This window comes from Bifidobacterium callitrichos DSM 23973, from assembly GCF_000741175.1.
In the GTDB taxonomy this organism is placed as follows: domain Bacteria; phylum Actinomycetota; class Actinomycetes; order Actinomycetales; family Bifidobacteriaceae; genus Bifidobacterium; species Bifidobacterium callitrichos.
Window position 1 is genome coordinate 33,676 of record NZ_JGYS01000011.1, and the last position, 20,089, is coordinate 53,764.

Sequence of the window (20,089 nt, forward strand, 5' to 3'; positions counted from 1 at the left end):
TTGTCGGCGGCTGTCAGCCTTCGGTCACCATGTCGGCGACATCCTTGATGAAGTCGAAGGCGTCGTCGCCGCGCGTGGTGAGCAGGCGCACGCACACGCCGTTCACCGCGCGGCTCACGCCCAGTTCGCCGGTGAGGCCGATCGCGTCCGCGTGTGATCGGATGCGATCGATCAGGGCATCCTCGGCTGCGATGCGCGTTGCCTCGGTGCTGGCGCTGTTGCCGTCATCGCCGTCCACCTCCGGCAGGTGCGCGTACAGCACGCCGCAGTGGGTGAACTCGCGCCACATGCCGATGCCCGTGTAGTCGAACGCGTCCGGTTCAAGCAGCATGCGATCGGCGAACGCTAGACGGTCGCCCACATACACGCGCATGCGGTTCGTGAACCGGCGCATCGCCCACCGCTCGTCCATGCCGACGCGGCCGCACGTCACCACATCCGCATACACGAACGTCGACTCGTGGTCGATATGTGCCGTCGTCAGATTCGAGAACGTGCTCCCGCGGAACGGGATCACCGGGAATGGCAGGAACACGGCCTTCGCGTCGCCTCGCGCGGTCAGTTCGATCGTGCGCGACGCCGACCCGTCGGCCGTGTCCAGCACCTTCTCGTAGCTCTGCGTCCTGATCGTCGAATCGGTGTCGGGGCCGAAATCGATCTCGATATGCGCCTCATCGCCTTTCAGGAAACCGGGGGAGGCGAGCATCACGATGAAATCGGAGTGACGGCCGTTCGTGAACGGCGTCATCAGCTTGAACGGCGCCTCGAAATACACGTCGTCGATCTTCGTGCGCCCATGACGGAACGCGGTGGCCAGACGGAAAGTGCTACTGCCCATGGAAACTCCCGGATCACACGCCTTCGAACAGGACGTTCTTCTTGATCCACGCGATCACGTCGTCGACGCCCGCGCCTCCCATCAGGTCGGTGAAGATGTACGGGCGGCCGTTGCGCATCTTCTCCGAATCGCGGGCCATCACGTCCAGATCGGCGTGGACCAGCGGCGCCAGATCCGCCTTGTTGATCACGAGCAGGTCGGAGCGGGTGACGCCCGGGCCGCCCTTGCGCGGGATCTTGTCGCCCTCGTCCGTCGCGATCACATAGATCGTCGCGTCGGCCAGATCCGGGCTGAACGTCGCGGACAGGTTATCGCCACCCGATTCGACGAACATGATCTGCACGTCCGGATGCATGCGAGCCATCTCCTCGCACGCCTCGAGGTTCATCGAGCAGTCCTCGCGGATCGCGGTGTGAGGGCAGCCGCCGGTCTCGACGCCGACGATGCGGTCGGGGGAGAGACGACTGTGCTCGATGAGGAACTCGGCGTCCTCCTTCGTGTAGATGTCGTTCGTGACGACGCAGATGCTGTATTCGTCGGCCATCTTGCGGGTGAGGCGCTCGATGAGGGCGGTCTTGCCGGAACCGACGGGGCCGGCGATGCCGATGCGTACGTAGGACATTGTTTCTCCTTATATTGCGGTTGGCTGGTGTCCGGTATGGGCCGCGATATACGATGCACGACACACTCAAGGCCGTTCGGCCAAGCCTACGGTCGCGCATCGTATATCGCGGCCCACACCTCGTTTGCGCGGAATTGGTGCGTAGGATGTATGTCCTACGTAGGGGAGTAGGGGCGAGGGACTAGCTCATGTAGAGGCGGGAGTAGAGGGTTTCGTGTTGCATGGCGGCTATGTCGAGGTAGGCGCCGGAGATGCCGAGATCCTCGGGTTTCAGGGTCAGGGCGATGTCCACGGCGCGGATGAGGCGCGGGAACGCGTCGTGCAGGGCGACCTGGCCGACGTACTGGCTTAAGGGGATCGCCTTCGCCGCGCACATCGTCAGGGCGCTGAGCAGCGAATAGCCGTAGGTGACGGCGGCCTCACGCACGCCGGCCGCGTGATCGGCCGCGTACAGGCCCATCGCGATCGCGTGGACGCCGCGGCATCGTCCGTCTGCGATGAGACGCGCGTACAGGTCGAGTTTCGGCGACCCGTACAGCGCGTCGGTCGCGCCCTCCAGGCGGTGGCGTTCGGTGGCGTGCTCGTGTACGGCGATGATCTCGCCGTCGCGCGCATCTCGCATCTCGTGGGCGGCGTCCATCTGTCGGACGAGCTTGAGCAGACGGGTGCACATGCGCTCGCTGCCCTCGCGGATCTCGCGCGCCGACTGCAGGGCCGACGCGAGCTCGTCCAGCGCGATCACCTTGCGCTCCAGCCCGGCCGCCGACATGCGTCGATCGGTGCCGTACTTGCCGGCGAGGACCATCTGCCCGATCTCCCTGTACGGGGCGACGGCCAGATAATCGCGCACGTACTGCTCGAAGTCGGCGCCGCGACGCAGGAAATCGCGCTGCACGAACGTCTCCATGCCGTTGGACAGCGCGAACGCGCCCACCGGGAACACGCTGTCGCACACCTGCAGCATGGCGAGGTGTCGCGCCTGCGCGTCATTGAGCGCCGCGATGTCGGCGTTTTTCATGGTCATCGATGGTGCCTCGGATCGGGAGATCGGAATGGAAGGTGCCGGACGTGGCTCAGTGTGTGTGCCAGGTGTGGCCGCCGTCGTGGCTGTGCGAGCCGTCCGGGCGATGCAGTACGCCGTTGAGCTCGTATTCGGCGTCGGCTTCGGCCTCCTGCTCCTCCTCGGCCACGTCGCCCGTGGTCTTGTTGGTGCCGGGGATGATCGTGCCGGTGCCCGCGTGCGCCTTGACGATGAGGAATCCGTCGAAGCTGCCCTCGATGATGTGCGGTTCGTAGCCGATCTTCTTCGTGTACTCCATCGTCGGGTGGTCGTACGGCACGAGCACGCGGTCATCCTCCACCTTGAGGCTCAGGTGACGGTTGCCCAGCTCGAAGCACAGGCGACCCATCTCCTTCATCGAGTCGACCGGGATCTCGATGAGCTGCGCGGTGCGGATGCGCGCGAAATAGCGCTTGTCGGCGGTCTCGGCGAGCACGTCGCCGTCCTTGATGGTCTGGCCGACCATCACGCCGAGTTCGGTGCCGTCCTCGGCGACCTTCATCATGCGCTTCTTGTCCGTTTCGAACCAGTCGAAGGCGACCGGCACCTCGAGTTTGCCGTCGTCGTAGTGCTGGCTGATGATGTTGCCGGTGATCTCCTTGGCGATCATCCGCCCTCCTTATCGTGAGTGTCATGCGGTTCATGCGGCGTGACGAGATACTTCGTGTGCGTGGGCTCACGTTGCCGTGATCGTCATGCCGGATGTCCGCTGTACGGACACTCAGTCTAGGGTCCTCGATGCGTCGTTATGTAACGAGCGCATGATGGAAAATCCGGAAAATACTTTGGAAGAAGTCCTCTGAATCGCGATTTTGGCGTGACGGTGAAACGCTTGTAATCGGCGTGTTGCCAATGTTTGCAACCTGTGTGGGGTCGTCGTTTACATGGTGCAACGCGCATGTGATATTACGTTCCCAGCAACGCAAGGTCGAATGGTCTTTTCGACTGCGCTGCAACGTTCTTCATCAGCAATGTCCACGATATGGACGAGAGAGAGGCTGCCATGTTGTACGACCCGCAATCCGTGACGTTGGCGATGCATATTCCCGACAACTTCATCTCGCCGTCCACCGGCGCGGTGTTCTGGGTGATCATGATCCCGGTCTGGGTGCTGTGCTTCCGCTCCGTGATCCGCAACAGCACCCCCGAGAAGATGGCGTACCTCGGCGCGGGCGCCGCGTTCTCGTTCCTCATCATGATGTTCAACGTGCCGACCCCCGGCGGCACCACCGCGCATGGCGTCGGTGGCGCGCTGATCGCCCTGCTGCTCGGCCCCCAGTACGCGACGGTCGCCGTGTCGGTCGCCCTGCTGCTGCAGGCGCTGCTCTTCGGCGACGGCGGACTGATCACGCTCGGCGCCAACTGCTTCAACATGGCGTTCGTCCTGCCGTTCGTCGCCTACGGCCTGTACGTCGGACTGCGCAAGATTCTTCCCGACGGCTGGAAGGAACGCGTGGCCGAGTTCATCGCCGGCTACATCGGCATCACGCTCGCCGCGTTCTGCGTCGCGCTCGAGCTTGGCGTGCAGCCGCTGCTGTTCCGTGACGCCGCCGGCCAGGCGCTCTACTTCCCGTTCTCCTTCACCGTGACGATCCCCGCCATGCTCATCCCGCACCTCGCGGTCGCGGGCGTGGTCGAAGGCCTGGTGACGGTGGTCGTCGTCGAATTCGTGCGCCGCACCGCTCCGGAGATCATCGAGGCCAACGCGCGTGTGACGACGTCCGACGGACCCGCGTCCTCCGCCCATTCCGGTCTGCGCACCTCCGCATGGATCGCGCTCGGCGTCGTTGCGTTGCTTTCTCCGCTGGGACTGATCGCCACCGGCGACGCGTGGGGCGAGTGGGGTGCCGAGGACTTCATGGCAGCCACCGGACTTGACTATGTTCCGCAGTACATCGCGCATGGTTTCACGTGGAACGCTCTGCTGCCCGACTACTCGCTCGCGGGACTGCCGGACATCGTCGGCTACATCCTGTCCGCCGTGATCGGCATCGCCGTCATGACCATCGTCTTCCGCCTGCTCGCCCTCGCCGTGCGTGATCGCAAGGCGGTCGGGGCGAAGGCGTGATCGCCTGATGGCGTCCCTTCCCGCGTGGCTGGGGGAGCCGGAACGGTACGAGCCGGTCGATGACCGCTCGTCGTTCATCGAGCACAATCTCGCCCACCTCGGCGGGATGCTCGAACAGGTCGGCGCCCCGCTGCCGGTCACGCACAGTCCGGTCGACCGCGCGTTGTGCGCGGTATCGCCGTCCCTGCGCATCATCGGCGTGCCGGCCGCGATCGTGTGCGTCAACGCAACGCGCAACATGCTGTTCGCATACGTGATGCTCGCCGTCGTGCTCGTCATGCTGGCGATGCGCCCGGCGCGCATGATCGTCGCGATCGTCAAACCCGCGCTCGCGGTGTGCGTGCTGAGTTTCATCCTCTCTGCGCCGAGCGTGTTCATCGGCCAGTACAGTGCGCCCGTGCGACTCGTCGTCAAGGCGTTCGTCGCCGTGTCGCTGGTGATCGCACTCGCCCGCACGGTGCCGTGGAACCACCTGATCGCCGGGCTCAAGGGCGTCGGCTGCCCCGATTCGGTGATCTACGTGTGCGATGTGACCGTGCAGTTCATCGACATCCTCGGTCGGTCGATGGTCTCCCTGCTCGACGCGCTGAGACTGCGCAGCGTCGGCCGCGACTCGCACAAGCTCATGTCCGCGGGCCGCGTGATGGGCGCGCTGTTCCTGCGTGCCAATACACAGGCGAAGCAGATGGCTGAGGCGATGGTCTGCCGCGGCTTCAACGGCCACTACCATGTGCGCCGCGATCCGCTCGTCACCGTACCCAACGCGATCTACGCGCTCGTCATCGCGGCGATGATCGCGTTCGCCGTCTACTGCGGATAAAGGGCATTCCGCACCGGCAATCCATCGATGAACGGACTACCCCTCAGACCTGCTTCGCAGGCCAGCTCCCCTGACAAGGGGAGCCAGAGGTGGTGGGATCTTAGACTGGAGGAATGATGTTTGACGGGGATCCGTTAGTCGAGTTGTCGCATGTCTGCTTCGCGTACCGCGATGTCGGTGCGGACGTCACAGGCGCCGAACCCGGCCGTCGCGCCGTCCTCAACGACTTCAATTTGACGGTCAATCGCGGCGAGTGCGTCGCACTGCTGGGGCCCAACGGTATCGGCAAGACCACGGTGATGCGCATCATCAACGCGCTTGAATTCCCGACCGCCGGCGAATACCGCTTCGGCGGCACGCCCGTCACGCGAGTCGAGGTCGAAAAGCGCAACAGCCGATTCGCCAAGGCGCTGCACCAGCGCATCGGCTTCGTGTTCCAGAACTCCGATACGCAGCTGTTCTGCCCATCGGTGGGGGAGGAGATCGCGTTCGGTCCGACGCAGATGGGTCTACCGGATGCGGAGGTCGAACGTCGCGTGAATGACATCATCCGGCTGTTCGACCTGGAACGATTCGTCGATCGCGCGCCCTACCGCCTCTCCGGCGGGGAGAAGAAGCGCGTCGCCGTTGCCTGTGTGATGTCGCTGAACCCTGATCTCATGGTGCTCGACGAGCCGACCGACAGCCTCGACTCGGAGAACACCGCGCTGGTCGTGCGCGTCCTCAAGGCCTACGTCGAGGCCGGCAAGACGGTCCTCATCTCCACCCACCATCACGACATCGTCGAAGCGCTCGGCGCGCACATCGTACGGATGGGCTGAGCGCGCCGAAGTGCAGGCGAAAGCGTGTCGGATTACAGCATGTGCGCGGACGAAAACCTATTTCGTATTGTTGTCAGTGCCATATTTTAGGAAAAGACCTTCTTGGGTTACCAACTGATTGCATACGTTGAATAGGTCCATTTCTTTCTTGAGGCCGTAAAAAGTTACGGAGAAACCGCCACAAACACTGATGAGTACTCGTGGTGAATCGAGTAACACTTGAAGTGATGTGAAGTCATCAATGATGACTTTCTTGATGGCTGAATCCATTTTTTCTGGTGGATAAGATCTTATGTTTCTATCGTATTCGTAATCTGCTGAAGGATTTTCGGGTCTTGTCAAATAGACTTGACAAGGTGTATAGTACATTATTTTAAGCAGTATACGAGAAATCTTTTCTGCAAATAAGCCAATATATGTATTTTCAAAATATTCTTCCAATTCTAGGAAGGATGGATCATTGGTATCGTATGGTATGTAATCAATGAAATAATATTGACTTGATTGTTGTAGAAAGTCAACGTCTTCGTACATATTCGACTACTTCCCTAATACTTCGCCATTGCTGCCTAGTGAGGCAATTCTATTGCCGTTTTTGTTCTTTAGCTTCCACTTTCTTCCGCCATGCCCTGCTGTGTCTTTGTCTATGGTCCATCCGCCCTTCTCTCTATAGGCGTTTTTACCTTTGACCTTATCTTTAAACTTACTTAAATCTACATTGCCGTCGCTGTTGCGTAACCTTGAAGGAATCGCTCCTTTTACTCGAGCAATTTCTTGTTTGGCGGAATCGTTAAGCCAATTTGTGATTGTCTTGTAGAGCCATGATCCTACGGCAACTGTAGCGCCTGCAACTACTATGGCACCCGTAGCGGCAATAGCGATTTCACCTATTCCGGGTATAAAATAAATGCCAGCAGCAATGGCAACCCTTGTCTGATTGCCTCCGATATCTGCTATTAATACAGCCTTATTCAGTAAGGATTCAAACTCTTTAATTGTGTAAAATCTTCCGCTAATGCTAATTCCATCGGTTTTTATTATGATATCATGTGGATTTGATGAATATGAATATTTTATAGAGTGTGTGCTGGTTCTGTTTTCTTGTGAGTATGCAAGTGGTGATATGTTTGCCGAGAGAATAATTGTCAAAATGATAGCGGCAGTTTTTCTAAATGTCATTTAGATCGATCTCCTTGTCGGTCCGTTTATTTAAGTTTGATGCTTAACAATATTATCACATGTACTATTGTGCTAGTGTTCTGCGCCGTAAATTCGTTGATGAATTTACGGCGCAGAACATAGGTCGCGTCAACTATCCACTTGGTAAACAAGTCCGGCCTGAGTGCCTAGTCCGGTCTGAGCTCATTACGCCCGACCCCATAGGATCACCACGATAACCCACATTTCCCGCCTCATCGCGTCCGATCCCGTAGGATCCGACGTTATGGTGGCTTGCGGGGTTGTGAAAACGTCCGATCCTATAGGGGCCGGCGTTGAGAGGTGGGGGAAGCGGAGAAAACGTTCGATCCCGTAGGATTCGATCGGCGAACGAGGTGGATCGGGGATGGATGCGTGACGAGTCTGCCGCTCAACGCAGGTCAATCGGTTGATGTTCGTCGGGTGGCAGAAAACCGTGCCACTCAACGCGATTCCGGCGATTTTCAGCGTTGAGTGGCAGACGCATCGGCGGCAGGGACAGTCCTTGCGATACCGGTTGTTGTGGAATCGTTGGAAAATGGCCGTTTTGACAACACGTCAAAAAGACGGTGAGGCGGCAATGACGCATCGTCGTGCCACTCAACGCCAAAACCGCCGAAAAATGCGTTGAGTGGCACCGCAGGAGGCGCAGCCGGGAGGCATGGCTGAGGGGATGCGGGCGGGCGACATGGCCGAGGCGGCACGGCCGGACGACGCAATTGAGTCGGTCTGTGGTGGCGCGGCCGAGTGTCTAGCGGTCTGTCTTGCAATTGTTTGAGTGGTATCGGCCCCCCTCTGACGGGACGTTGCCGTGAAGCAAACAGCGGAGCTGTGTGTAGGCAACGCGCGCAGCCGACAGACAAGTCAGTCGGCTGCGCGCGTAGTGCGTCCATAGCTGCAGGACGAGCTAGTCCGCGAAGCGGGTCTGAGGGGTGGTCAATTCATCAACGAATTTACGGCGCGAGATACTAGTAGTGTTTACACTAGTTTGCTTGCTGCGCTCGATGTGAAAGTGTATTCCCCGTCTGTCGACAGAGGAATACCGGATCGACGATCTGCATTACATCGGAGGTCTCGGCATCAACGCAAATCGCACGTAGGAAAACGAGATGTTGGGCATCGATGAAGAATGGACCGCGGTCCGAAGTTGGCGTTGAGCGAAGCGCGTCGCCGTCGCCTGTGTGATGTCGCTGAACCCTGATCTCATGGTGCTCGACGAGCCGACCGACAGCCTCGACTCGGAGAACACCGCGCTGGTCGTGCGCGTCCTCAAGGCCTACGTCGAGGCCGGCAAGACGGTCCTCATCTCCACCCACCATCACGACATCGTCGAAGCGCTCGGCGCGCACATCGTACGGATGCCCGGAACCGCATAGCTTGGCTCCTCTCTGACGAGGGGAGCTGTCAGCGACGCAACAATCACACGCCGGCTTGCGTGAGGCGCTCGCGAATCGCGTTGATGATGCCCGGGTCGTCCTCCAGCGTGGGCAGGAAGATGTCCCCGGATTCGATCGCCTGGACGCGCGCCTTCATCTTGGCGGCGAGTCGCCCGTCCGTCAGGAACAGGCGCTCGACGATGAACGGGCCGTGCTCGTCCACCAGCGTCTCCTCGATCTTCGGGTGGCCCACATGGTTCGTGGGCACGATCTCGACGCCGATCGCCTTCCCCACCCGCGCGGCGAGCGCCTGCAGCTGCTCGAACGGCTCGGGGAAGTGAGGCGTGCCGTGTGCGATGAGCAGCACGCGACGGTTCGGGAACGCCTGTACGGCCGCGCCGAGCGTACGCTCCAGATAGCGTTCGACCGCCTCCGTCTCGGCCAGCGGTTCGGTCACCGTGACCTTGATCGCGGGGTCGAGCACCTTGGCCGAGCGCTCCGGAATGTCCCAGCGCATGTGCGTGGCCGAATAGAGGAGCACCGGCACGATGACCAGATGGTCGACTCCGGGCTGCGACTGCAGGTCGGTGATGCCGTCCTCCAGGGTCTGCTCGTCGCCCTCGAGGAACGAGATGCGGCCGAGCTGGCCCTCGTCGGCGATGAATCCGGCGAGCAGTTCGAGATTCGACTCGGGGATCTTGCCGCGGCGGCCATGCAGTACGTAGAGATAACCGGTGGTCATGGTGTCGGTGCTTCCTTTGGGGTGGTTCGGTGTGATTGCTCAGGCGGCGAGGGTCTTCGCCAGATCCTTCAGACGCTTGATCGCGTCGTCGTCGGGAGCGAGCTCGATCTTGACGCTCGGTGCGGCCAGTTCCGCGCCGTCGTCGGTGACGAGCTTCTCGAAGAAGTCGACCGCCGCGCAGAAGTGCGGGTAGCTGGTGTCGCCGGTGCCGATGACCGCGACCTTCTTGCCGGACAGGTCGGCGCCGTCCAGATCGTCGTAGAAGTCGACGATGCCGCCGGGGACCTCGCCGTTCGCGCCGTCGGACCAGCTGGCGATGACGTAGTTGTCGGCGCCGTCGAAGAACTCGTCGACCTCCACGCCGTCCTCCGCGTCGATGACCTCGACGTCCTGGCCCAGATCCTCCAGCGCCTCCTGCAGGATCTCGACGGCTTCCTTGGTGTTGCCAGTCGCGCTGGTGTAGATGATCTTGGTGCTCACTTCAGTACCTCCGGTAGGGTTTCGATGAATTGGTTGAGGGTTTCCTGGAAATGATCGGTTCCCTGACGGTTGTAGTAGTCATAGAACGTTTCGGTTCCCACGTGGTTGTCCTGATAGTCGGTCAGGATCGACGCGACCGCGTCGGCGAGCTGCTCCTTGGAGAACACTCCCTTGAGCGGCTCGTTGAAGTGGCCCTCGCCAAGGAGGCTGCCACCTACGGAGAGCTTGTAGCCCTCCACATGCTGACGGTCGGGGGTGCGCGCGTGCACGCCCTCGATGCCGATGTCGGCGATGGAACGGTGGGCGCAGTTGCTGCCGCATCCGGTCATCGTCACGTTGATGGGGGTGTCGAACGCGAAGCGCTTGTCGAGGTTCTCGATCAGCGGCTTGAACACGGTCTTCGTGTGCGCGTTCGCGAGGTTGCAGTACTCGGCGCCCGTGCAGGTGTTGCCGTAGTCGGCCAAGAGATGCGGGTGGATCGAGAAGCGCTCGAAGATCGGCAGAGCCTCGACCTCGGCGAGCTTGTCCTCCGGGATCCACGGGATGATCATGTTCTGGCAGTGATCGAAGCGGATCTCGTCGCGTCCGTAGTTGCGGGCCACGTCGGTCAGTGCGCGGAAGTCGTCCGCGGTGATACGGCCGGACGGCACGGAGACGCCCACGTAGTAGTAGCCGTCCTGCTTCTGGCGATGCACGCCGAGCGCGTTGCCGCTGTTCCAGCCCTTGACCTTGCTGCGACCCTTGGTCTGCAGGTCGGGCAGGGATTCGCGCACCTTGTCCTCGAACTGCTCGGCGCCCCAGTCGGCCACGAGGAACTTCAGTCGCGCCTTGGAGCGGCTGCGGCGGTAGCCGTAGTCGCGGTAGACCTGGCAGATCACCTCGGCCACGTCGGCCACGCGATCGGGGGTGACGAAGATGTTGAGCTGCTGCGCGAGGTACGGCTTCATGCCGAGACCGCCGCCGACGAACACGTTGAAGCCCTTGACGGTGTGGCGTCCGATGCGCTTGGTGGCGGGCGTGAAGGCCACGTCGTTGATCTGCGCGTCAGCCGAGTTGTACACGTTGCTGCTGATCGAGATCTTGAACTTGCGCGGCAGGTTCGAGTAGTCGTAGTTGCCCTGGAAGCGGTGGTAGACGTCCATCACGGTCTGGCGCGTGTCGAACAGCTCGTCCGGGTCGATGCCGGAGAGCGTGTTGTCGACGATGTTGCGGGTGATATCGCCCTCGGCTCCCACCGTCGTCAATCCCACGTTCGTGATGCCGGCGAAGATGTCGACGAGCTCCGCGAACGGGATCCAGTGGTACTGCACCGCCTGACGCGTGGTCAGGTCGATGATGCCGTGACCGTACTTCTCGCCGATCCAGGCGATGTGATCGGCCTGCTTGACCGTGACGCGGCCGCCCGGGATCTTGATGCGCATCATGAAGTACCCGTCGGTCTGCGGCTTCTGGACCGTCAGACCCGCGTACTTGAAGTACATGAAATAGCTCGGGTCGATTTCCGAGAACGGCTTCTTCACCAGCTCGGGGAGGTCCTTGAACACGTCAAGGCCGTCCTCCTTGAGCTTGGCGATCTCGTTGCCGTTGAGCTTCTGGTCCGCCCATGTGGCGATGTAGCTCATGCTGCCCCCAATTCGAGTGGTTGAACCCCTGTTGAGTCGGGAGCCTACAAACGCCGGATTGCGGTGTCAAAACGGGGATTCGTGGGTTTTACAGGGTCGGGGTGGCGTGAAACCGTTGCGATTTCGCCGTTTCTCGCATGTTTCACGTGAAACATGCGGGTCCGAGGTTGGTTGATGGTTCTAGTTGTCGTCCGTTATCAATCGTTGGAATTCCGCCGTTTTGCGGATTGTGGCCGCACTTCGTGTCACCGGCGTCGATCCGTATACTGACGCCTATATGATCCGACGGCCGGTCATCGGGGCCACGGGAGACCGGCATCGTATTGACTACCCCTCAGTCCCGCTTCGCGGGCCGGCTTCCCTGACAAGGGGAGCCGAGGTGGTGGCGGTGCGGGGAGACCGGCATGGGGTCATGAACATCAATACGGATACATTGGGGGGAAACCACATGAGCGAAGCAACCACTATCGAGCAGACCGAGGCAGAGAACGCCGGGGCGCCCGCCATCACGGACGTGACCGTGATCGGCGGTGGGCCGGTCGGCATGTTCGCCGCGTTCTACTCGGCCATGCGCAATCTCGACGTCACGCTCGTCGACAGCCTGCCCGAGCTCGGCGGTCAGGTCGCGGCCCTCTACCCGGAGAAGCCGATCCACGATATCGCCGGATTCGTCTCCGGCACCGGCGCCGAACTCGTCAGCAACCTGAAGAAGCAGATCGACACGTTCCCCGAACGCATCACCGTATATACCAACGAGGAGGTGCGTGGCCTCGAGCAGCTCGCCGACGGCACGTTCACGCTGACCACGCCCGCGCGCGAGATCCGCACGCGCTCGGTGATCGTGGCGATCGGCTCCGGCGCGTTCACGCCGCGCCCGCTCGCCATCGACTACGATCGCGAGCGACTCGACGGCCATGGGGTCTTCTACTTCGTCAAGCATCTGGCCGATTTCGCCGGCAAGACCGTCGCCGTGGCGGGCGGCGGCGACGCGGCCATCGACTGGGCGCTCGAACTGGAGCGCATCGCCGGCAAGGTCGTGCTCATCCATCGTCGCGACAACTTCCGCGCGCTCGAATCGAGCGTCGCGCGACTGAAGGAATCGACCGTCGCGATCCTCACGCCGTACAAGTTCACGTCCGTGACCGGCGTGCCCGACGGCGACGGCCTGCACATCGAACTCGCCAAGATCAAGAGCGACGAGACGCTTGATCTCGACGTGGACGCGCTGCTCGTCAACTACGGCTTCACCTCCGACAACCATCTGCTCAAGGAATGGGGACTGCCGGTCAAGCGCGGCGATCTGGAGGTCAACGAGTATCTGGAGACCGAGGTGCCACGCATCTACGGCGTTGGCGACGCGGTCAACTATCCGGGCAAGGTCAAGCTCATTTCCGCCGGCTTCGGCGAGGTGCCGCGCGCCGTCAACCACCTGGCCGAGCAGCTCTACCCTGATCGCAAGCAGCCGTTGCACGAGTGACACACGAATGACGTGCGTATAGCCCGTCATAAGCAACGTCTTCAATGAAGCCGCCTCGGCGCGCCGATGATTGCGGTAACGTCGCCGGTATCCGCGAAAGCGCCTCCATCGCCCGGGGGAAACGACAGGGCGATGGCAGGGGAAGAAAGCGACGCCGCGGAGCACATGTGAATGGGGGCTTCAACTTGCGTACTCGTACATCATCCATATCCGATTCGTCAGCGACGGCCGGCCGCATCCGGGTGATCGTCGCCGCGATGCTCGCCGTCCTGACGATCCTCGTCTCCGGCGCGTTCGGAGTGCAGCCGGCCCGCGCCGACGAATCGACCGGTCTCAAGACCCTGCGATTCGGCTACCCGTCGTCCGGCACCAATTGGAACAACGGCGTGCTCGGCGTCGCCCTGGAGAAGGGCTATCTCGACGAGTACCTGAAGCCCCTCGGCTACAAGGCCACCGGCACCGGCTTCGTCGGTGCCGCGCCCGCGCTGCACGAGGCGCTGACCGGCGGCGACCTCGACTACGTCGACTACGCCGGATTCGCCGGCATCCTCGGCAAGTCCAAGGGCATCGACACGACGCTCTTGGCCGTGACCGAATACAACTCCGGCTGGCGACTCGTCGCCTCCACCAAGTCCGGGATCAAGTCGATCAAGGACTTGAAGGGCAAGAAGGTCGCGTACATGCGCGGCGCCACCCCGCAGATGTACCTGATCAAGGTGCTGCAGCAGGCAGACCTCAAGTTCTCCGACATCGAGGCGGTCAACACCGATCTGCCGAGCGGCCTGTCGACGCTCGCCACCAACGGCATCGACGCGGCCGTCGTCTCCGCCGGACAGGAGCAGCAGCTGGTCGATGAGGGCAAGGCAAGGGTCATCCACAGCGGCATCAAGGCCGATCGCAAGATCTTCTACGAGCCGACCGTGCTCATCGGACGCACCGACTTCGCCAAGCAGCATCCGGACGTGTCCGCAGCGGTCATCAAGGCGCTGCTCAAGGCCAAGGACGACATCGTCAAGGATCCGGACGCGTTCAACAAGCTGTCCGCGCAACGATCCGGCAACCCGCTCAACGTCGTCGAGGCCACCGCCGTCGACGATCCGAAGGTCGGCCACCCGGTGACGCTCACGCCCGCGCTCATCGACTCGATGAAGCAGGTGCAGCAGTTCGAACTCGACAACAAGCTCATCGCCAATCCGATCGACGTGCAGGCGTGGGCTGATCCGGCTCCGCTCAAGCAGGCCATCGAGGAATACGAGCAGGACAAGGGCGTGGCCGACGCGAAGAAGGACGCCACGGCCGCCGTCGCCGGCGTCGTGGACGAACAAGCCGCCGGGGCGACCGGAGCCTCCGCCGATGCGGCCGCACGGAACCACGCGAACACGGCTTTCGCGGCGATCGCGCTGCTCGTCGGCTACGTGCTGTTCGCCGTCGCCGTGACCGTCGGCCGCAACCGCCTACGCGCCTGGCTGAACGTGCTGAATCGCAAGGAGATTGCGTCCGTCGCCGATGACTCGGCCGACGAATCGTCCGCTTCGACCACCGCCTCCCTCACCTCGCGCATCCAGTCGCTGGGCGTCGCCAAGCGGGTCCTCGACGTGGTCTTCCTCGTGCTGCTGCCGATCGGCGTGTTCGTCGTCTGGCATGTGGCGACCGCCTCCGGGCTGATCTCCACGCTCGTGCTGCCGACGATCTCCTCGGTGGCCGACACGATCGTCGGTCAGCTCACCTCCGGCACGTTCAAGGGCGACCTTGCGATCAGCATCAGCCGCATCCTCAAGGGCTACGGACTGGCCGCCGTGTTCGGCATCTTCTTCGGCGTGATCATGGGCATGAGCCTGTCCGCGAACCGCTTCTTCATGCTCGCGTTCAAGGCGATCCGCCAGATTCCGATGATGGCCTGGGTGCCGCTGCTGGTCATGTGGTTCGGCATCGGCGAAGGCTCCAAGGTGGCCGTCATCTTCCTCGCCGCGTTCTTCCCGATCCTCATGAACACGATCGACGGCATCACGCGCGTCGACCGCAAGCTCGTCGAGGTCGGCAACATGTACCAGCTCTCGCGGTGGCGTCTCTTCCGCGAGATCTACCTGCCGGGCGCCCTGCCCTCGATCTTCGTCGGACTCAAACTGGCCCTCGGCATCTCCTGGATGGCCGTCGTCGGTTCCGAGATGATCGCGGCCAGCTCCGGCATCGGCTTCCGCATCAACGATGCGCGCAGCCTCATGGATTACTCGATCGTATTCGCCGGCATGATCGTCATCGCCGTGGCCGGCGTGCTGATGGACGTGGTGCTCTCCGCGATCTCGCGGGCCGTCACCCCGTGGGAAACGATTAGAAAGGCAACAGCATGACCGTGGACTTGGATATCGAAGGACTGGGCAAGAGCTTCGTCGTCAAGGGCAAGCCGATCACCGTGCTCGACGGCATCAACCTGGAGGTGCGCGACGGCGAACTGCTCGTCATCGTCGGCCACTCCGGCTGCGGCAAATCGACCCTGCTCAAGATCATCGCCGGCCTCGAACAGCCGACCGCCGGCCGCTGTGAATTGAACGGCCACGAGATCACCAAGCCGGGCACCGACCGGTGCATGATCTTCCAGGAGCATCGCCTCTTCCCGTGGATGAGCATCGAGAACAACGTGCAGTTCGGTCTGAAGGGGCGACCCAAGGCCGAACGGCAGCGCATCTCCGACCATCTGCTGAACCTCGTCAAACTCGGCGACTTCAAGGACGCCTACCCGAGCCAGCTGTCCGGCGGCATGTCCCAGCGTGCGGCCATCGCCAGGGCGCTCGCCACCGACCCGGAGATCCTGCTGCTCGACGAGCCATTCGGCGCGCTCGACGCTCTGACCAAGATCGAACTGCAGGACGAGCTTCTGCACATCCGCAAGCAGCAGCACAACACGATGATCATGGTCACGCACGATATCGAGGAGGCCGTGTATCTGGCCGACCGCATCGTCGTCATGTCGACCCGCCCCGGGCGCATCGAGGAGATCATCGACGTCGATCTCGGCGAGCATCGCGATCGCGGCAGCAACGAGTTCGCCGCATACAAGAGCCGCGTCTACGACCACTTCCTGCGCGCGCGCGAAGTCGTCAAGGCATCCTGAACCGTAACTTCCCCCGTTCACTCTCACCAGCCATCCCACTAGCTACCTCACCAGCCACCCCATCAACCAGGAGGACACATCACCCATGGGCTATCCCACCATCTACCCGACCGGCGTCACCATCTACGACAAGGACGCGGCGTGGAACGGCTACACGCTGTTCCCGACCCCCAAGGGCGCGCTTCTCATCGACATGAACGGACGGGAGGTGAACCGCTGGGCCGGACTCGCCGGATTCCCGAACAAGCTGCTGCCCGGCGGCTCCGTGTTCGGCTCCTCCGGCGCTCGCGGCGGATCGGCGGCCTATCAGGACCAGCTCGACCTGCTGCAGGTCTCGTGGGACGGCAAGGTCGAATGGAAGTGGGATCACACCGAACTCGTCCATGACGAGGGCCGCGAGCCGCGCTACATGGCCCGTCAGCACCACGACTTCGAACGTGAGGGATCGCCCACCGGCTACTACGCGCCCGGACTCGACCCGAAGACCGACTCCGGCAACACGCTGATCCTCACGCACGAGAACTCATACCACCCGGAAATCACCAACCAGCTGCTCATCGACGACAAGATCATCGAGGTCACCTGGGAGGGTGAGGTCGTCTGGGAGTGGCGCGCGGCCGACCACTTCGAGGAGTTCGGATTCTCCGAGGCGGCGCGCAAGTCCCTGTACGCCAACCCCGCGATGCGCGGCGAGGCGGGCGGCGACTGGCTGCACGTCAACTGCATTTCCACGCTCGGCCCCAACAAGTGGTTCGACCGCGGTGACTTGCGATTCGCCCCGGAGAACATCCTCTTCGACGCGCGCAACGCGAACATCCTCGCCATCATCGACAAGCAGACCGGCAAGATCGTGTGGAAGCTCGGTCCGGACTTCGCCGAGAACGAGGCCGTGAAGAAGATCGGCCCGATCATCGGCCAGCATCACCTCCACCTGATTCCGCGCGGACTGCCGGGCGCGGGCGATCTGCTCGTCTTCGACAACGGCGGCGCGGCCGGCTACGACGCGCCCAACGCCATCGCTCCGGACGGCGTGAGCGCCGTGCACCGCGACTACTCGCGCGTGCTCGAGATCAACCCGGTCACCTTGGAGATCGTCTGGCAGTACACGCCGGTCGAGGCCGGATTCATGCCGTTCTCCGACGGATCCAAGTTCTACTCGTCGTTCATCTCGTCGGCTCAAAGGCTCGAGAACGGCAACACGCTGATCACCGAGGGCTCCGACGGCCGCCTGATCGAGGTGACGCCCGACCATCGGATCGTGTGGGAGTACATCAGCCCGTATTTCAAGGAGTTCGCGCCCGGATTCGCCACCAACATGGTCTACCGCGCCTATAGGGCGCCCTACTCGTGGGTGCCGCAGGTGCCGAAGCCGGAAGAGGAGTCGATCGTGCCGATCGACGTGACCACGTTCCGTGTGCCCGGTGCGCGTGACGACGTGCTCAAGGTGACCACCGTCGACGGCGTCGACCCGAACAAGCAGTCGCTCACCGGCACGGATGACGACGAGTTCGGCGGGGATGGGAAGTCCGGTGGGAAGGGTGATTCCGGCAAGGACGGTGGTGCTGACGGATCCACCGGTTCCGCCGACGGATCCGCCGGCTCCGACCGGACCGATGCCGCCCCCGACCACGCCGATTTCTGCATGGTCCGCCTCGACAAGGACGACATCAAGAACCTGAGCGCCGCCCGCAAGTCCGACGGCGGCCTCTTCGGCAAGTCCGGCGGCCCCAAGATCACCTACACCCTGTAGATGAGCCTGTAGGAACCTGCCGGGGCCTTGTCTGTAGGTTCCTGCCTGTGGGTTCCGGCCGGGGTTCCTGCCGGTATCCGGTCCTTGGAAGTCTCGGCCCTTGGAGTTCCGGTCCCCGGACCCCCAAACCCCGTTCCCCGTACGCTGAGTGTCGGTCAGTGTACGGGGAACGGGAGTATCAACGGATAATCACCCGTATTCGTACGCCTGCGTCGCGGCAGCATACGAATACGGGTGATTCAGTCGGAATAGCCACCGTCACCGTACGCCTGCGTCATCTCAGCGTACGGTAACGGTGGCTAGTGGATTTGACCCTACTTGCAGAACTCTTCGTCGGCCCAGGTGAGCACGTTGTCGAGGATGTCGAGCTGTTCGCGCAGCTCCTCCTCGGTGATGATCAGCGGCGGGCAGACGTTGAGGTTCGATTCGCGGCCGAACGTATAGAATCCCCGTTCCCGCAACTTGGCGAAGATGGCCGGCATGCGTCCGTTGGACGTGTGGTACGGGGCCATCAGTTCGCGGGTCTCCTTGTTTACGACCAGTGTGAGTGCGGCGAACAGGCCGATGCATCGCGCCTCGCCTACGCAGGCGTGACGGCGTGCGAAGCCCTCCAACGTCGGCTTGAGCACGCTCTCCAACTGCCTGACATGGGCGCATACGTCGTGATCCAGATAGTACTGGGTGGCGGCCAGACCGGCCGCGCAGGCCAATGGATGACCGGAGTAGGTCAGACCGCACGGCAGCGGGTGGGTCTCGAAGAACTCGGAGATCGCCTTGCTCGCGATCACACCGCCCAACGGCACTGTGGCGCCGGTGACGCCCTTGGCGAAGGTGACGAGGTCCGGCACCAGATCGAAGTTCTGCCAGGTGAACATCTTGCCCGAACGCGCGAACCCGGCCATCACCTCGTCACAGATGAGCAGAATTCCGTTCCTGTGGCACAGTTCCGCTACGCCCTCCATATAGCCCTTCGGCGGCACGAGCACACCGTTGGCGCCCACGATCGACTCCATGAGGATCGCTGCGATGGTCTCCGGCCCCTCGTAGGCGATCTGCTCCTCCAGCTGGTGCAGATACTGACGGGTGCATCGCGCCTCATCCTCGGGCGTGCGATCGAACCCGTCCTCGTAGACGGACGGGTTGAGGAAGTGAACGAAGCTCGGAGCCGCACCGCCCACCTCATAGGCGAACCTGCGCCAGTCGCCGCTGGCGAACGCCGATCCCAACGTGGATCCGTGGTAGGAGCGATAGCAGGAGAGGATCTTCGGCCGGCCGGTATAGAAGCGGGCGATCTCAATCGCGTTCTCATTGGAATCGGAGCCGCCCAGCGTGAAGAACACGCGCTGGAAGTGATCCTCGCCGGCGATCCTCACCAGCAGGCGGGCCAGTTCGCCGCGCGGCTTGACCGCGAAGCTCGGGGCGATGTAGCACAGCTCCTCCGCCTGCTTCCTGATCGCCTCCACCACCACCTGATTCTGATGGCCCAGATTCGAACAGACCATCTGCGAACTCATGTCCGCGTAGCGCTTACCGTCGTAATCCCAGAAGTAGATGCCCTCGGCGCGCTTGACCGCGATGACCGGCCCGCCTTGCTTCGCCCACGGCTGGAGCACGTACTCCTGATGCAGTCGCGCCACTTCCTGTCCGGTCGGGTCGTTCACGGTCGGATTGCCCATAGTGTTGTATTCCCCCTGATTCACGTCGGCATTCATCGTCGTCGACGAGACGTATGCGGCCCTCCCAACGAGGCCGATGGCCGAAGTATAAGCATGGCGATCCAGTGAGACGAAACGGTGCGGAAAGCCCGGAATGGCGGGGTTATGCGGTTCGTTAAACGGTCATAGGAAGCGTCTATAAGCGATTTTCGTTTTTTGGGGCCTGCGGGCCGATTGCACCGGTTACTGTTGAGCACAGAGGTTCCGTTAAGAGGTCACGGCGTGCAGACGCCGTCGCATTCAGCACGGAACGTTTGTGTGCCGATCCCGTTGTATGGGCGGCGGCACGCAAATCCACAAGACCGTAGCTACTTGTTGTTCTGGTTGCGGGCCCAATGATTTTCACAGCAATAAGGGTCTCGGCCAGCGTGACGGACAGTCACAGTCGCGAC

Annotated in this window: 17 protein-coding genes and 1 pseudogene; 8 read left to right on the plus strand and 10 right to left on the minus strand. The window is 62.1% G+C overall.

The window, feature by feature from the left end:
- Positions 1–13: 13 nt before the first annotated feature.
- The 4 genes from BCAL_RS12750 to BCAL_RS07065 form a co-directional block, all read right to left on the minus strand.
- Positions 14–838, minus strand: coding sequence for an urease accessory protein UreD (locus tag BCAL_RS12750; protein WP_081887332.1), 825 nt, complete (start codon positions 836–838; stop codon positions 14–16).
- 13 nt (positions 839–851) lie between these two features.
- Positions 852–1,460, minus strand: coding sequence for an urease accessory protein UreG (gene ureG, locus BCAL_RS07055; protein WP_043166023.1), 609 nt, complete (start codon positions 1,458–1,460; stop codon positions 852–854).
- 181 nt (positions 1,461–1,641) lie between these two features.
- A complete protein-coding gene (locus BCAL_RS07060; protein WP_238549656.1) occupies positions 1,642–2,484 on the minus strand; it encodes an urease accessory protein UreF in 843 nt (280 codons plus the stop codon).
- A gap of 49 nt (positions 2,485–2,533) precedes the next feature.
- Positions 2,534–3,130 carry an urease accessory protein UreE gene (locus BCAL_RS07065; RefSeq protein ID WP_043166025.1) on the minus strand — a complete coding sequence of 199 codons (597 nt, stop codon included), beginning with the start codon at positions 3,128–3,130 and terminating at the stop codon, positions 2,534–2,536.
- A gap of 372 nt (positions 3,131–3,502) precedes the next feature.
- Here BCAL_RS07065 and cbiM point away from each other — a divergent pair, with 372 nt between their 5' ends.
- The 3 genes from cbiM (at position 3,503) to BCAL_RS07080 (ending at position 6,229) form a co-directional block, all read left to right on the plus strand.
- A complete protein-coding gene (cbiM, locus tag BCAL_RS07070) occupies positions 3,503–4,588 on the plus strand; it encodes a cobalt transporter CbiM (RefSeq protein WP_202961952.1) in 1,086 nt (361 codons plus the stop codon).
- Positions 4,589–4,595: 7 nt separating this feature from the next.
- Entirely contained in the window at positions 4,596–5,408 is an 813-nt protein-coding gene (locus BCAL_RS07075) for an energy-coupling factor transporter transmembrane component T (RefSeq protein WP_043166027.1), read from the plus strand.
- A 113-nt stretch (positions 5,409–5,521) separates the two neighbouring features.
- Positions 5,522–6,229: an energy-coupling factor ABC transporter ATP-binding protein gene (locus BCAL_RS07080; protein WP_202961953.1), complete on the plus strand. Its 708-nt coding sequence runs from the start codon at positions 5,522–5,524 to the stop codon at positions 6,227–6,229.
- 57 nt (positions 6,230–6,286) lie between these two features.
- Here BCAL_RS07080 and BCAL_RS12755 read toward each other — a convergent pair whose 3' ends face one another.
- Together BCAL_RS12755 and BCAL_RS12760 are read right to left on the minus strand one after the other, a co-directional pair.
- Positions 6,287–6,763, minus strand: coding sequence for a hypothetical protein (locus BCAL_RS12755; protein ID WP_081887333.1), 477 nt, complete (start codon positions 6,761–6,763; stop codon positions 6,287–6,289).
- 6 nt (positions 6,764–6,769) lie between these two features.
- Complete coding sequence (locus tag BCAL_RS12760) at positions 6,770–7,408, minus strand: hypothetical protein (protein WP_081887334.1); 639 nt, start codon at positions 7,406–7,408, stop codon at positions 6,770–6,772.
- A 1,196-nt stretch (positions 7,409–8,604) separates the two neighbouring features.
- Between BCAL_RS12760 and BCAL_RS07085 the strand changes: the two are divergent.
- Positions 8,605–8,802 (plus strand): annotated as a pseudogene (locus tag BCAL_RS07085) (ATP-binding cassette domain-containing protein); the annotation flags it as partial.
- Positions 8,803–8,845: 43 nt separating this feature from the next.
- On the opposite strand, the gene BCAL_RS07090 reads toward BCAL_RS07085, so the two are convergent.
- Genes BCAL_RS07090 through BCAL_RS07100 form a run of 3 tightly spaced genes read right to left on the minus strand, consistent with a single transcriptional unit; the run spans position 8,846 to position 11,646 of the window.
- Complete coding sequence (locus BCAL_RS07090; RefSeq protein ID WP_043166030.1) at positions 8,846–9,544, minus strand: sirohydrochlorin chelatase; 699 nt, start codon at positions 9,542–9,544, stop codon at positions 8,846–8,848.
- Between the two features lie 39 nt (positions 9,545–9,583).
- Positions 9,584–10,024: a flavodoxin domain-containing protein gene (locus tag BCAL_RS07095; protein WP_043166032.1), complete on the minus strand. Its 441-nt coding sequence runs from the start codon at positions 10,022–10,024 to the stop codon at positions 9,584–9,586.
- Positions 10,021–11,646: a nitrite/sulfite reductase gene (locus BCAL_RS07100; RefSeq protein WP_043166034.1), complete on the minus strand. Its 1,626-nt coding sequence runs from the start codon at positions 11,644–11,646 to the stop codon at positions 10,021–10,023. Before BCAL_RS07100 ends, BCAL_RS07095 begins: the two co-directional genes overlap by 4 nt.
- Before the next feature lie 448 nt (positions 11,647–12,094).
- Between BCAL_RS07100 and BCAL_RS07105 the strand changes: the two genes are divergently transcribed.
- From BCAL_RS07105 to BCAL_RS07120, 4 genes are all read left to right on the plus strand, one after another.
- Positions 12,095–13,123 (plus strand): NAD(P)/FAD-dependent oxidoreductase, encoded by a 1,029-nt coding sequence (locus tag BCAL_RS07105; RefSeq protein WP_052119156.1) that lies wholly within the window; start codon positions 12,095–12,097, stop codon positions 13,121–13,123.
- A 185-nt stretch (positions 13,124–13,308) separates the two neighbouring features.
- Complete coding sequence (locus BCAL_RS12765) at positions 13,309–15,471, plus strand: ABC transporter permease subunit (RefSeq protein ID WP_160268290.1); 2,163 nt, start codon at positions 13,309–13,311, stop codon at positions 15,469–15,471.
- Positions 15,468–16,232, plus strand: a complete 765-nt coding sequence (locus tag BCAL_RS07115; RefSeq protein WP_043166036.1) for an ABC transporter ATP-binding protein — start codon at positions 15,468–15,470, stop codon at positions 16,230–16,232. The genes BCAL_RS12765 and BCAL_RS07115 overlap by 4 nt, the downstream gene beginning before the upstream one ends.
- An 85-nt stretch (positions 16,233–16,317) precedes the next feature.
- Positions 16,318–17,982 carry an aryl-sulfate sulfotransferase gene (locus BCAL_RS07120; RefSeq protein WP_081887336.1) on the plus strand — a complete coding sequence of 555 codons (1,665 nt, stop codon included), beginning with the start codon at positions 16,318–16,320 and terminating at the stop codon, positions 17,980–17,982.
- Positions 17,983–18,296: 314 nt separating this feature from the next.
- On the opposite strand, the gene BCAL_RS07125 is transcribed toward BCAL_RS07120, so the two are convergent.
- The gene (locus BCAL_RS07125; protein WP_043166038.1) at positions 18,297–19,658 is read right to left on the minus strand and encodes an aminotransferase class III-fold pyridoxal phosphate-dependent enzyme; all 1,362 of its coding nucleotides are present in this window, start codon (positions 19,656–19,658) and stop codon (positions 18,297–18,299) included.
- Positions 19,659–20,089 lie beyond the last annotated feature (431 nt).